Below are 12,542 nucleotides of genomic sequence, written 5' to 3'. Positions count from 1 at the left end.
GTAGGGTATTTCAATGAATTCTTTTTCACATATCATGGTCGCAAGCTTCCTGCACCGGTACATAAGAGAGCATCACGGCATCGAGCTCTGCCCGGGAAACTTTACGTACGGCAATCTGCTCCCGGATTTCCGCCCGGCCTATAAGAAGGTGCCGCACGAGAGGGAATACTGGGCCCGCTATCTGAAAAATGAGATCACAAGGCTCTCGGATTTCAAGCAGGAAAGCCCGTGCTTCGGCGTGAATTACTCCAGGCGCCTGGGCATCCTCTGCCACTTCTACGCCGACTTCTTCTGCTTTGCGCACACGCCGGACTTTGAAGGCGGCTCCTACGCGCACGTCCGGTACGAGCTGGCGCTGCACCGCCATATTCGTGATATTATGCCCGCGCTGGACGGCGTCGACTTCGGCGGCAGCACGGACAAACGGGACGCCGGCGCCATTCAGGGCGGTTTCACGGCCCTGCAGGAGCTGTACCTGAAAAGAGAGCCATCCTTCGACAATGACATCGCTTTCACGCTGCGCGCCTGCGTTGAGGCTGTCACCGCCATCGCCGGCAATTCCGTCGTGATGAAAAAGCCGTCCGTGGGCCAGCTCATCACCGAGCCGGCCAAGGGCTGATCGAGGTCTTTGTTGTCAAGAATCCCATGGCAGGATAAACAAAAACGCCGGACGTGTGTCCCGGCGTTCATTTTGTTTCAGGGCAGCCGTTCCAGCAGGTAGTACGTGTCGGTTTTGCCTTCGAAATACTGCTGCTGCTGTGACACGACCGCGTAATTCAGGAGGATGAAGGCCGGCGTGTAATTGCGGGTGATCACATAATCGACCTTTTTGTCGGCGATGAATTCGTCCTGGGTCTTCTGAATATCCGGCAGCTGGATATTCAGGCCGCAAAAGTATTTGCTCGTGGGCACGATGCCGCAGACGGTGTACTCGCCGAAGTCGAGAAACCCGTAATTGAGCAGCGTCGGGTTGTCGGTCTGCCTGATAATGTCGCGGAACTTGTACTGCGCCATATCCTCCCGACGCTCCCCCAGCAGATAAACGTTGGAGCTCCGCGCCCAGGAAAAGGCCAGCGCCGCGCCGAGAAAGGCCAGCACGATCAGGCTTCTGAGCGGGGCCCTCAGCGGCCGCTTCGGCAGCAGGGGATAAATAAGGTCGAGGACGGCAATCAGCCCGAGCAGGGAAAAGGCGCCGAGAATGAGCGGGTAATACTGATACGCCACGTCGCCGGCGAAAATGCCGGCCAGCAGGCAGACAAAGCCGAGCACGAGGCTCAGCCGCCCGACGACGGACCTGCCGTAATCGTGGGTGATCAGAACCGCCGCCAGACCGATCACGATCAAAATGGAGAATTGGAGATTCTCCAGAAAGGCTACCAGAATGTTGAATATCCGGCCAAAGATGTGGTCCAGCCACGTAAGGTCCGTGATCTTTGAATACAGAAAGATATTATTGAAAACATAACTGTTGTAAAAGTCGCGCAGGGCATGGTTCAGCCCAAAGTATAAAAGCCAGGGCAGCAGGACGAGGGCGGCCCCGCCCAGGAAAACGAGAAAGGTCATCAGCGCCCTGCGGAGCTTTTTCTTTATCAGCAGGGCCAGCAGGATGGAAACGAGCCAGGCGATATGAAAGCCGGCCAGATTGAACTTGATCGAGAGGACGCAGCCGGCGAAAACGCCGTTCAAAAGCACCGTTTTATACGAGAGGTCCTCCGGATAGCCGGATTTATAGTACCGCACCATCGTGTAAAGAGCCGCCGCCACAAGCGGCAGGGAGAGCTCCTCCGCGCTGTCGCCGTGACTGAAGGCGGCGGAGGACAGGATGAGCGCCGAGAGGACCGGCAGGAGGATATACACGGCGCTCTCCGGCAGAAGCAGCCGGACCGTCTTGGCCGACACCCACAAAAACCCCGAGAAGAAAACGACCTCCAGGAGGTAAACGCCGAAAAAGGATTCATGGGAGACCAGCCAGGCCAGGCCGTGGAGCAGGTACAGCAGCGGGCCCTTCTGGTCGTAGATGTCCCGGTACAGCACCTTCCCGTTCAGCATGGACTTGCCGACCGTAAAAAAGCAGTTGGCGTCCCCCCAGTCGTTAAACGGGTAGAGGAAGGACGATTTGGAGCACAAGCCGAGAAACACCGCGGAAACAAGGACGCAGTAAATAAGCAGAAGGAGATTCTTCTTCTGCTTCAATCCGGCTGATTTCAGGCTGTATAGCAAGCCGCCCTGATTCATTGGAACACCGCCTTACCTGCTATCTTACATCCGCTTTCAAAAAAGTCAATATTCGACTTTCGGCCGCAAATCGCCCCGTCCTCCGCGCAAAAAAGCTTGAAATCTATTTTGCCCTGATAATATAATACAAAATATGGGGGCCCGGCCCCGTCTGCGCCGTGTTTCCAAAACTCTGTTGTTGCAGGAAGAGCTATGAAATTCAATTTACTGAAAAAACACGCGCCGAACGCTAAGGCGCTCAGCTTTCTCCGGTATATCGGACCGGGGCTTTTGGTGACCGTCGGTTTTATCGACCCGGGCAACTGGGCCTCCAATATCGCGGCGGGCGCCGATTACGGATATGCGCTCTTGTGGATGGTCACGCTGTCGACCGTCATGCTGATCGTCCTGCAGCACAACGCGGCGCATCTCGGCATCGTCACCGGCAAATGCCTGTCCGAGGCCGCCACGGAAAACATCAGGCCGTGGCTCAAAAACGCCATTCTCACCTCGGCGCTCCTGGCGTCCGTGTCGACGGCGCTGGCGGAGCTCCTGGGCGGGGCCATCGCGCTCAATATGCTGTTTAAAATCCCGCTGAAGCTCGGGGCAGTGATGGTCCTGGCGGTCGTATTATTCCTGCAGTTTACGAATTCATACAAAAAGATCGAGAAGATCATCATCGGGTTCGTATCGCTCATCGGCCTGTCGTTTTTATATGAAATGCTGATCGTGCATGTGGACTGGCGCGCCGCGGCCGCCGGCTGGGTGACGCCCGCGTTTCCGCCCGGCGCGATGCCTGTGATCATGAGCGTGCTGGGCGCCGTCGTCATGCCGCACAACCTGTTTCTGCACAGCGAGATCATCCAGTCCCGGCAGTGGAACCTGGAGGACGAGCTCATCATCCGGCGCCAGCTCAAGTACGAGTTTGCCGACACGCTCCTGTCCATGATCATCGGCTGGGCGATCAACAGCGCCATGATCCTCATGGCCGCGACGACCTTTTTTGTAAAGTCCATGCCGGTGAACGATCTGGCCCAGGCGCAAACGATGCTGCAGCCGCTGCTGGGCGGCGGCGCCGCCGCCGTTTTCGCCGTGGCGCTCCTGTTCGCGGGCATCTCCTCCAGCCTCACGGCCGGTATGGCGGGCGGTAGCATCTTTGCCGGCATGTTCGGCGAGCCGTACGACATCAAGGACGTCCACAGCAAAATCGGCGTCCTGCTCACGATGGTCCCGGCGGTCGTTATCATCTTCTTCATCCGGTCGCCCTTCGACGGGCTCGTCTACTCGCAGATGCTGCTGAGCATCCAGCTGCCCATCACGATCTTCACCCAGATCTACCTGACGTCGTCAAAAAAGGTCATGGGCAAGTATGCCAATTCCGTGACGGACAAGATACTGCTCTGGACCTTCGCCGTTATCGTCACGGCCCTGAACCTCTGGCTGCTGGCCAGCACGATATTCGGGCTGTAAAATTAACAAATTTGTGATAAATGTTTCGTCCAAAAAGAATAATGTTATAGCATAGGACTGTGAATGAAAGGGTGGTTTGTATGTATCCCGATACGCAGTATAAGGAACGCACATTTTTCTCCCGTGTGTTTTTCAATATGACCTGGGCGCTGGTGCTGACGGCGCTCGTGGCCTACGGCGTCGCCAGCTATCCGCCGTTTATCAACGCCGTCATGTACAACACCGGCGGGCTCTTTATCCTGGCGATCCTGGAGGTCATCCTCGTGGCCTTCCTGTCGCGGCGGATCATGACGATGAGCGTCGGCGCGGCCTATGTGGGCCTGGTCGTTTTCTCGCTGGTCAACGGCGTGACGCTCTCGCTCATCTTTTGGGTGTACGCCCTGGAATCGATCTTTACGGTGTTCTTCGCCGCGGCCGGGCTCTTCCTGGTCATGGGCGCCCTGGGCTACGTGACGAAGACCGACCTGTCGGCGATGGGGCGTTTTTTCCTCATGTCCCTGTTCGGCATCATCATCGTGTCGCTGGTAAATATCTTCATCGGCAGCTCAACGCTCATGTACGTCATCAGCTTCGTGAGCGTCCTGGTCTTCTCCGGGCTCACGGCGTACGACATGCAGTATTTAAAGCAGATGTATCACTCCACGAGCCTGACGCCCGAAATGTACGAGAAGATCGCCATCATGGGCGCCCTGCGGCTCTATCTCGACCTCATCAACCTGTTTCTTAACCTGCTCCGTATTTTCGGCAGAAGAAGATAACATAAATCTGTAGCAAAGGCGGGAGCAAACTCCCGCCTTTGCTGCTTGTCCGTAAGCTTTCGCGCGTCCCGGGAAATGTTGACTTTGGGTGATTGCGCACGGGGCTGTATTTCGGTGCCGAATCTGAAAAGAATAGAATAGCGCGACTCAATAAATTCATCAGCCGGCGCGACCGGAACGTCAAGCCGGTGCGCCGGCGTGCAAGTGGAGAAAAAGATGAGCAGTACGATCTATTATAAAGGCACACTGAAGGATGACAGCGGCGTTGAAGAGCTGTTCGCCGCCATTCGCCTGCAATTGAAAGCCGTCAACTGCAGGATCGTGGAAGAGGAAGACTCCCTCTATGTGGAATTCCTGGAGGGCATGAGCGAACCGCTGCTGTTCCATTTTAAAAACAGAAGGATTGCCGGCTTCTGCAAGTGGAACAACCCGGAGAATACGGCGGAGTATTTTAGGATTTTCGATCTGTTTATCGCCGTCAAGCCGTTTTTTAAATCGCTGCGCGTTGACGACGACGAGGGCGCGTGGCATGAGTATATCATCAGGTCAAAGCCGTGCAAAATCCATTTGCGGGAGCTTGCGGGCCCCGCCGAGACCGCTCTGCTTCAGCGGGATTTCAACGGCGCAAATTATGATTTCTCCTCGCTGATGCTGCCTGGCATGAGATTTCTGCCCTATGCCAATTCCGTCTACTGCGTTATCGCCCGGGACTTTTTAAAGGTTCTGCGGGCCGATTCCGTTCAAAGCGTTGATAAAGCCCGCGTCCTTGAGCTGGCCAATAAAATACGTGTCGAGGACGACGGGCCGTTTACTCCCGAGAATTTTACATTCAAATTTCCCTATATGCTCCTGCTGGTCTGGATCGGGTATTGCCTGACGTATCTGGACAAGGGCCGCGTTTACACGCTGTCCGACGGGGTCAGGGGGCTCAGGACCAACAAGCTGGCCGCGCAGTTTGGCATACTGTCGGTTTTCCTGAATATTCACAGCGGCATCGTCAATTCAAAGCACGCCGAGATGAAGCGGTTTGCCGATGATTATATCCAGGCCAATCCCCAAAGCAGCGAGCTCAGCGAGCACGCCAGAGAAGAGTTTTCGAGAATTGTCAACGACTATATCGTCAAAAATGAGATCGACGTAGACTCGTCAGAGCCGGTTTTCATACCCCTGGCCGGCGAATTCAAGGAAGCGTGCGAACTGATTCTGGCCAATGAAAACGTCGCGGTGGACTCGACGCCCGAGGACGCCAAACGGTCCCTTGACGTGCTGGTGTCGATTCTCGACTATCTGGGATTCCGCTATGTGGGCCCCGAAGCCCCGGGCGAAGAGCCTGACCGGGACGGCGAGGCCTCGGACATCATCGCGGCCCTTTACGCCGCCGAAAATAAAGAAAACGCCGGCCCGATGGCGGCGTATATGAAAAACCTGTTCCCGTATCTGGGCGTAAAATCGCCGGAGCTGAAAGCGCTGTCAAAGGAATTTTTAAAGAAAAAAAAGAAGGAAAGCACGATCGACTGGGGATTCGTGCGGAAATGCTACGGATTGCCCGAGCGGGAATTTCAGTATCTTGCGCTCTTGTATCTGGACGCGGTGAAAAAGCTGCTGACCCCGGATGATATGGCTGCCCTGGAAGAGCTGACCGTCACAAAGTCCTGGTGGGACACCGTCGATACGATCGACGCGCTCGTCGGGGACGTGTGCCTCCGGTATCCCGGGGTCAAAGAGAAGGTCATTGCCAGGTGGATCGAAAGCGATAATATCTGGCTCAAGAGGATTTCCATCGACTTTCAGCTCCGGTACGGGGAAAAGACGGATACGGCGGTTTTGAGCCGGGCCATCCTGGCCAATCTGGGGACAAAGGAATTCTTCGTCAACAAGGCCATCGGCTGGTCTCTCCGGGAGTATTCCAAAACGGACAAGGCGTGGGTCCGGCAGTTTGTCGATGCGCATAAGGACGCGCTGAGCCCGTTGAGCGTCAAGGAAGCCGGCAAATATTTGTAACAGGCAGGTAAAAGGTCGGGGAGGCGGTGTCGGTCCGTTTTCCCGGCCTTTATTTTCCGCGGGCATCCCTGATATAAATGCTCCCGCGCTCGGCCTTCGCCGTTTTTTTGAGCTCGGCCGCGATATCGGAGACCTCCAGATGCGTTGTGAACGTCCTGTTCTCGCTTGTGACGACGGCCAGCGATATGGTCTGGATCGGGAAAAACACCGTTTCTCCCAGCCGGTCGGTGGTGACGATATGGCCCCGCGCCAGGTCTTCCGGGGAGTAAAGGTCCCTGACGCGCGCGTCGAACGCCGCGATGATGCTTTTGCAGATCGCGTCGGCATGCCCCGGCGCGACGATCATGATAAAGTCGTCCCCGCCGATGTGCCCGACAAAGCTGCCGCAGCACCGTTTCGCCGCGTCGCACAGAATATCGGCGGTCAGCTTGATGGCGATGTCGCCCTTTAAAAATCCATACACATCGTTGTATGCCTTGAAATTATCCAGGTCGGCGTAGATCGCGGCAAACGGCAGTTTCCTTTCGATCCTGTAGTCCAGCTCCCGCTGAATCTCCAGGTTTCCCTGCAGGCCGGTGAGCGGGTTGGCGTTTCTGTTCCTGTCAATCCGCCGCAGCGTGTTTCTCACCCGGGACAGCAGCTCCCTGTTGTCAAACGGCTTGAAAATATAGTCGTCGGCGCCGAGCTCAAGCCCTGTCAGCATGTCCTCGTGGCTGCTCCGGCTGGTGAGCATGATGATCGGCATCAGGTTGTTGCGCTCCGAGGCGCGCAGAATCCGGCACACCTCAAAGCCGTTGATGCCCGGCATGACAATGTCGAGCAGCACCAGATCCGGCTTTTCCTCGCGGACAAGGCGCAGCCCATCCTCGCCGCAGGCAGCCCGGACGACCTCGTACCCGCCCTGCGTCAGCGCTGTTTCGATGAGCTTGGCGTAAAAATCGCTGTCGTCAACAATAAGTATCTTCTTTTTGGCCAATAAGTGCATCCCCTTTTTCTGCCAACCTCAATATTTATCGAATGAATATGAAAAAAATATATATAAATATGAGAAAAAAGTAAAATATCTCATTTTTTATCATATATTCTCATTATAGGCGATATGAGCCTCTGAAGTAAAGCATGATAAAAAGCATACCGCGGCTGAATTTCAGCCGCGGTATGCTTTTTATAACATATCGAGTCATCAAAATTATTTCAGGGGCTTGATGAACTCCTGGGTCCAGTAATACGTGCCGTTGGCCGCCTTGGCGACGCCGACGCCGATCTGGGTGTAGCTAGCGCTGAGGATGTTGGCGCGGTGGCCGGGCGAGTTCATCCATCCGGCTTTAGTGTCGTACATGACCTGGTTAGGCGATGTCTGGCCGTAAGCGATATTTTCACCGGCGGCCGAGAACCTGAAGCCGAAGGACTCCATCATCTGGAACGGCGAACCGTACGTGGGCGACGTATGGTCGAAATAGTGCTTGTTGATCATATCCTGGGACTTGTATCGTGCAACACGGCAGAGCTCCCAGTTCGCCGTGAGCTGCGTCAGGCCACGGGCGGCCCGCTCCTTGTTGACCAGGTTAATGACTTGCTGCTCAAGTGTTTTGACATTGTCGATGCTGGGAATGTTGACCTTTTGCCCGACATAGATCATGTCATAGTTTTTGATCTGGGGGTTGGCTTGCTTCAGCTCGCTGACGCCGATTTGATATTTGACGGCAATTTTCCACATGGTGTCGCCTGAGACGACCGTGTATGTCCCGCTTGCCGCAAAGGCGCCCGTCGGCAGGACAAACAGCGCCAGCGTCAGCATCAGGACGATGAATTTTCGTATTTTCGGAAATTTCATGTTTGATATCCTATCTCCGGCGAAGATTGATGAAGGACGCCCGCCACTTCCGCCGGAAAAATGACAAGCTGCATTTTCTGTGATAAGCGCTGCAGATGAGATAGTCTCATTGCATCCTTTCTTATTATCTGCATATATCATTTTTAAAGCATGGAAGATTTATTGAAATGCCGTCATACCTTGGCACGGCGCCCGTTTTCCGGCGATAAAAAAAGCGGCCCGCCGTCAATGCAGCGGGCCGCCGGCCGAAACCGGATCAGAAAAGCTTTTTGTAGATGTTGATGTCTGCCGATTTTTCGCACAGGGCGCCGATTTTCGGCATGGCGTCGGTGAAGTGCTTTGCCTTCATATGCTTGTCAAGGACCTCCTGGCTTTCCCACTCCTCGATGACCGTGACGACGAGCGGATCGGATAAATCCTGATACATTTCGTACTTCAGGCAGCCCTCGTCCTTCTTGTTGGTTTCTTCCACGAGCGCTTTGGCGACGGGCAGGAATTCCTCCAGACTGCCGTCCTTGATATACTGCTTGGCAACGACTTTAATCATGATGGCACCTCTTATATCAATTTTTCAATATATGTATTTAAAAGAGCTTTTTATAAAGCGAGGCTTCCGTCGGTTTGGCGCAATAGGGCAGGAGGTCTTCGACGGATTTCCGGAAATGCGCCGATTTCAGATGGCTGTTCATCGTCTCCTCGCTGGCCCATTCCTCGATGCACGTCACGCGCAACGGGTCGGACAGGTCCTGATACATGGCGTAGCTGAGGCAGCCGGGGTCCAGGCTGTTTGTCTCTTCCACCAGGGTTTTGACGACGGCCAGGAACTCGCTGAGGCATCCGTCCCTGACAAAATTGTGCGCGACGACCTTGATCATGTGCCCACCGTTCCTCTCGTTATTATTTCAGATAGACATTCAGCTCCTGGGGCGTGGCGAGGCCGTTGTTGATGGCGTTGTCCCGCAGCCTCACGTAAAGCTGCGCCGTGGTGGCCGTGATATACGGCGTCAGAAAGAGAAGCCCGATGCCGAGTGTGAGGACTGCCAGCAGCGCCCAGCCGATAAACGACAGGTACAGCACAAATATCCGCCATTTTTGCCCGTACGTCATGGCCATGCTGAGCTTCAGGGCCCGGCCGTAGCCGATATCGGGATTGTCCGTCAGGATAAAGGCGGTCATGCTGTACGACAGCGACTTGACGCAGACGATGATCATTCCCGCGATATAGATGGCGCCGCTGGGGATCAGCACGGGGATCCAGCTGCTGTCGAATTGCAGGTTTTCGAGATAGTCGTACATATAAAACCGGTCCGCTCCGAAGGTGACCATCGTTGACATCCATTTGGCCAGAACGATGATAAGGCCGGCTTCCGCGATAAGCGTCCAAAGAAAGATGAAAAGGTACATCCAGGCCATCGCGCCGACGATCTTCAGATAGCGCCCGCCCTCGAACGGATAAAAAATGTTCCCGATCCGCGGCGGCGCGATCTGGCATTGCATAAAGAAAAAATTCATCCCGACGCTCAGCGGCAGCGACAGAAAAAGCACCGACGCGACCCCGCCGAAGGGAATAACGAAACCCAAAAGGCCGGCGGCGACCGATATGGCCCAGATAATCAGTATAACGGCGACGCCTTCCCAGTAACTTCCTTTCAGAACGACCTTCGCGTTCTCCTTGAGCTCAGCTCTAGTCCACATCGGTTCATCCCACCTACCTGTCTTCTTTTGATATATGCAGTGTCCTTTATTTTATTCCGGTCCGCGCGTTTTTGCAAGATAAAGTCGAAAAAACGGCCGGTGGGGCGCGCGTCTCCGTCCTTGCAAACGATGCCGGCGTATGGTAATATTTCCTTGGCCCTTGCGTTTTCTGTTTCATAAAAGGAAAAACGGAAAAAACAGGAGCCGCCTGATTGTTGACGCAAACCGGCAAACCTGCTAGTATAAAGACACTTGACGCGACTTGTATGCGCCGGAGCAGCATCCGGTTGAGAAGGAGCTATGCCGATGGACGATTATCATAATCCGGTGCCGGACGGTCAGGACGACGGCGCGCCGCGCATCCCGGAGCAGCAGCCGCCGGACGGAGAACCGGCAGCGGACGAGGGCCGGAATACGCCGCAAAAGCCGGAGGCGATACCGGGTGAAAACCCGCCGCAGCCGCCCTATCCGCCCCAGAGGCATTATCAGCATCGGCCGGCGGCGCCTGAAGAGCCGTATACCGCGCCGGGACCGCGCCCACCGCAGAATCCGTATCAGCAGCGCCCGCCGTACGGTTACCCGTCCCAACAGCCGTATGCGCCGCAGAATCCGTACGCGCAGTATGGCTACAATCCGTACCAGAATTACTATGGGCGCGTCCCCGGCAGCGGAAAGGCGACGGCCTCGCTGGTGCTGGGCATCGTTTCGCTCGTTTTTGCCTTTATGAGCGTGCTGTCGGTCGTCTCACTGCCGTGCGGCATCATCGGATTGATTCTCGGCAACGGCGCGCGGAAGGAGCTGCCGCCCGAGCAGGGGCGCGGCCAGGCAACAGCCGGCATGATCTGTTCCATCGTCGGCCTTGTGATCGCTGTTATCGTCTTTGCCGCCTTCCTTGTCTCAACCCTGACGGCCGTGAGCTTCTACTCGCAGTATGGCCCGGCCTACGGCGTATAACAAAATATTTAAAAGCAAGCCTGAAAACGGCTTGCTTTTTAAATTGCCGGCATTAAAATGGAAGAAAAGGACAACTTAAATGTTGGAGGCTTGAATCATGATATTTTCCGAACCGCTGGAAGCTGTCGTCAGGCGCCGCCGCTCGGTGCGGACGTACGAAAAGACGCCGATTACCCAGGATGTTAAGGACCAGATCGTCCGGTATATGGAAACGCTGACGAATCCGTTCCCCGCCAAGCCGTCCTTCCGGATTATCGAGAAGGAGCTCGAGCCGAACGGCGCCAAGCTGGGCACGTACGGGATGATCAGAGGCGCGTCTGTTTTCATCGCGTCCTCCGTCGACAACACGCCGTTTGCCGTCGAGGCGCTGGGCTACGCGTTCGAGCAGCTTATTCTGTACCTCACAACGCTGCGCCTGGGCACCTGCTGGCTGGGCGGCTCGTTCAACAGGGAGGAGTTCAGAAAAGCGCTGGACAGCGCCGGGGACGCGCTTTTTCCCGCCATTTCCCCGATCGGGTATTTTGAGAGAAAGAGCTTTCGGGAGACCATGGTCCGGGGCTTTGTCCGGGCGGATTCGCGCAAGCCGTGGGAGACGCTTTTCTTCAACGGTGATTTTGCAAAGCCGCTGACCGAGGCCGCCGCCGGCGATGACGCCCTCCTCCTCGAGATGGTGCGCCTGGGGCCGTCCGCATCCAACAAGCAGCCCTGGCGGGTCGTCAGGGCCGGCAATGCGTTCCATTTCTATGAGCACAAAATCCCCGGCTACAGCGGCAGCTTCAATTTTGACATGCAGGGCATCGACATGGGTATCGCCGCTTGCCACTTCCACCTGGCCGCCCTCGAAAAAGGCCGCGCCGGACACTTTGACCTCAGCGCCGACCCCGGCCTGAAAACGCCGGAAAACGTGATCTATAAATTCACGTGGGTCTTCGATTGAAAATTGCCCACCCACCCGCCCAATAGAGGTATAGGGGGCTGACGCCCCCTATGACCCCCGTGGGGCTGCGCCCCATACCCCCGTGGGGCTGCGCCCCATACCCCCGTGGGGCTGCGCCCCATACCCCCGTGGGGCTGCGCCCCAGGGCCCCGCGGGCTACGCCCCGGGGTCTTGCGGGGCTACGCCCCGGGGCCTGCGTTATCATTCCCGCGAAGGCGGGAATCCAAGCCTTCCCCTTGGGGGAAGGTGGCTCACAGCGCCGGATGAGGGGGGCTCTGGTGCCGCGCCGACAAAGCTCCCTCCTTCAGTCGCCTGCGGGCGACAGCTCCCTCGTCTGAGGGAGCCGGGGAAAGGGGAACGGCGGGCGATTGATAATCTGCGCCGTACTGGCTCATGCGGACACGAGAAATGGCTGATATAATATCAGACAAAAGAGGTGTCCAACATGAAGAAATTCGATGCAGAATTCAAGAAAGAAATAGCGCAATCGTTTCTGGACGGCCATAGGACGGCGCGGAGCCTGGCGGCGGAGCTGGGCCTGCATTCCAACACAATATATAAATGGGCGGAACAGTACAAAACCGATCCGGAAAACGCCTTTCCTGGAACAGGCCATATGAAGCCTGACGAAGAGGATTTGGCGAAAGCACAGAGACGTATCCGAGAGCTAGAGGAAGAG

13 protein-coding genes are annotated in these 12,542 nt (G+C 56.1%); 7 read left to right on the top strand and 6 right to left on the bottom strand.

Annotated elements, in window-relative coordinates; translation table 11 throughout:
- The first annotated feature begins 13 nt into the window (after positions 1 to 13).
- Positions 14 to 619 carry a zinc dependent phospholipase C family protein gene (locus BUB60_RS18590; protein WP_073082950.1) on the top strand — a complete coding sequence of 202 codons (606 nt, stop codon included), beginning with the start codon at positions 14 to 16 and terminating at the stop codon, positions 617 to 619.
- Between the two features lie 77 nt (positions 620 to 696).
- On the opposite strand, the gene BUB60_RS18585 is transcribed toward BUB60_RS18590, so the two are convergent.
- The gene (locus BUB60_RS18585) at positions 697 to 2,235 is read right to left on the bottom strand and encodes a hypothetical protein (protein ID WP_073082947.1); all 1,539 of its coding nucleotides are present in this window, start codon (positions 2,233 to 2,235) and stop codon (positions 697 to 699) included.
- A 192-nt stretch (positions 2,236 to 2,427) separates the two neighbouring features.
- On the opposite strand from BUB60_RS18585, the gene BUB60_RS18580 reads away from it, so the two are divergent.
- From BUB60_RS18580 to BUB60_RS20710, 3 genes are all read left to right on the top strand, one after another.
- Positions 2,428 to 3,684 (top strand): Nramp family divalent metal transporter, encoded by a 1,257-nt coding sequence (locus tag BUB60_RS18580; protein WP_073082944.1) that lies wholly within the window; start codon positions 2,428 to 2,430, stop codon positions 3,682 to 3,684.
- Positions 3,685 to 3,764: 80 nt separating this feature from the next.
- Positions 3,765 to 4,442: a Bax inhibitor-1/YccA family protein gene (locus BUB60_RS18575; RefSeq protein WP_073082940.1), complete on the top strand. Its 678-nt coding sequence runs from the start codon at positions 3,765 to 3,767 to the stop codon at positions 4,440 to 4,442.
- A 216-nt stretch (positions 4,443 to 4,658) separates the two neighbouring features.
- On the top strand, positions 4,659 to 6,443 hold the full coding sequence (locus tag BUB60_RS20710; protein WP_242941239.1) for a DNA alkylation repair protein: 1,785 nt from the start codon (positions 4,659 to 4,661) through the stop codon (positions 6,441 to 6,443).
- A 49-nt stretch (positions 6,444 to 6,492) separates the two neighbouring features.
- Here BUB60_RS20710 and BUB60_RS18565 read toward each other — a convergent pair whose 3' ends face one another.
- The 5 genes from BUB60_RS18565 to BUB60_RS18545 all read right to left on the bottom strand — a co-directional run bounded on the left by BUB60_RS18565 (position 6,493) and on the right by BUB60_RS18545 (position 9,972).
- The gene (locus BUB60_RS18565; protein ID WP_073082937.1) at positions 6,493 to 7,419 is read right to left on the bottom strand and encodes a response regulator; all 927 of its coding nucleotides are present in this window, start codon (positions 7,417 to 7,419) and stop codon (positions 6,493 to 6,495) included.
- Positions 7,420 to 7,632: 213 nt separating this feature from the next.
- The gene (gene safA / locus BUB60_RS18560) at positions 7,633 to 8,277 is read right to left on the bottom strand and encodes a SafA/ExsA family spore coat assembly protein (protein ID WP_200796654.1); all 645 of its coding nucleotides are present in this window, start codon (positions 8,275 to 8,277) and stop codon (positions 7,633 to 7,635) included.
- 256 nt (positions 8,278 to 8,533) lie between these two features.
- Positions 8,534 to 8,824 carry a putative quinol monooxygenase gene (locus BUB60_RS18555; protein ID WP_073082934.1) on the bottom strand — a complete coding sequence of 97 codons (291 nt, stop codon included), beginning with the start codon at positions 8,822 to 8,824 and terminating at the stop codon, positions 8,534 to 8,536.
- Positions 8,825 to 8,861: 37 nt separating this feature from the next.
- Positions 8,862 to 9,152, bottom strand: a complete 291-nt coding sequence (locus BUB60_RS18550) for a putative quinol monooxygenase (protein WP_073082930.1) — start codon at positions 9,150 to 9,152, stop codon at positions 8,862 to 8,864.
- Between the two features lie 22 nt (positions 9,153 to 9,174).
- Positions 9,175 to 9,972: a DUF975 family protein gene (locus BUB60_RS18545; protein ID WP_073082927.1), complete on the bottom strand. Its 798-nt coding sequence runs from the start codon at positions 9,970 to 9,972 to the stop codon at positions 9,175 to 9,177.
- A gap of 306 nt (positions 9,973 to 10,278) precedes the next feature.
- Here BUB60_RS18545 and BUB60_RS19595 point away from each other — a divergent pair, with 306 nt between their 5' ends.
- The 3 genes from BUB60_RS19595 to BUB60_RS18530 all read left to right on the top strand — a co-directional run.
- The gene (locus BUB60_RS19595) at positions 10,279 to 10,926 is read left to right on the top strand and encodes a DUF4190 domain-containing protein (protein WP_143162418.1); all 648 of its coding nucleotides are present in this window, start codon (positions 10,279 to 10,281) and stop codon (positions 10,924 to 10,926) included.
- Between the two features lie 97 nt (positions 10,927 to 11,023).
- Entirely contained in the window at positions 11,024 to 11,863 is an 840-nt protein-coding gene (locus BUB60_RS18535) for a nitroreductase family protein (RefSeq protein ID WP_073082923.1), read from the top strand.
- Between the two features lie 445 nt (positions 11,864 to 12,308).
- Positions 12,309 to 12,542 (top strand): transposase (locus BUB60_RS18530; RefSeq protein ID WP_143162417.1); only part of this gene is annotated, 234 nt, incomplete at its 3' end.

Source organism: Sporobacter termitidis DSM 10068, assembly GCF_900130065.1.
In the GTDB taxonomy this organism is placed as follows: Bacteria; Bacillota; Clostridia; order Oscillospirales; family Oscillospiraceae; genus Sporobacter; species Sporobacter termitidis.
Note: the sequence above shows the minus strand (reverse complement) of the source record. Positions and strands in the feature narration are given on the sequence as shown.

What these genes read in the sequence shown, in the direction of transcription:
- BUB60_RS18590 (WP_073082950.1), top strand. Translation starts at nt 14, where the DNA reads ATGAATTCTTTTTCACATATCATGGTCGCAAGCTTCCTGCACCGGTAC.
- BUB60_RS18585 (WP_073082947.1), bottom strand. Translation starts at nt 2,235, where the DNA reads ATGAATCAGGGCGGCTTGCTATACAGCCTGAAATCAGCCGGATTGAAG.
- BUB60_RS18580 (WP_073082944.1), top strand. Translation starts at nt 2,428, where the DNA reads ATGAAATTCAATTTACTGAAAAAACACGCGCCGAACGCTAAGGCGCTC.
- BUB60_RS18575 (WP_073082940.1), top strand. Translation starts at nt 3,765, where the DNA reads ATGTATCCCGATACGCAGTATAAGGAACGCACATTTTTCTCCCGTGTG.
- BUB60_RS20710 (WP_242941239.1), top strand. Translation starts at nt 4,659, where the DNA reads ATGAGCAGTACGATCTATTATAAAGGCACACTGAAGGATGACAGCGGC.
- safA (WP_200796654.1), bottom strand. Translation starts at nt 8,277, where the DNA reads ATGAAATTTCCGAAAATACGAAAATTCATCGTCCTGATGCTGACGCTG.
- BUB60_RS18555 (WP_073082934.1), bottom strand. Translation starts at nt 8,824, where the DNA reads ATGATTAAAGTCGTTGCCAAGCAGTATATCAAGGACGGCAGTCTGGAG.
- BUB60_RS18550 (WP_073082930.1), bottom strand. Translation starts at nt 9,152, where the DNA reads ATGATCAAGGTCGTCGCGCACAATTTTGTCAGGGACGGATGCCTCAGC.
- BUB60_RS18545 (WP_073082927.1), bottom strand. Translation starts at nt 9,972, where the DNA reads ATGTGGACTAGAGCTGAGCTCAAGGAGAACGCGAAGGTCGTTCTGAAA.
- BUB60_RS19595 (WP_143162418.1), top strand. Translation starts at nt 10,279, where the DNA reads ATGGACGATTATCATAATCCGGTGCCGGACGGTCAGGACGACGGCGCG.
- BUB60_RS18535 (WP_073082923.1), top strand. Translation starts at nt 11,024, where the DNA reads ATGATATTTTCCGAACCGCTGGAAGCTGTCGTCAGGCGCCGCCGCTCG.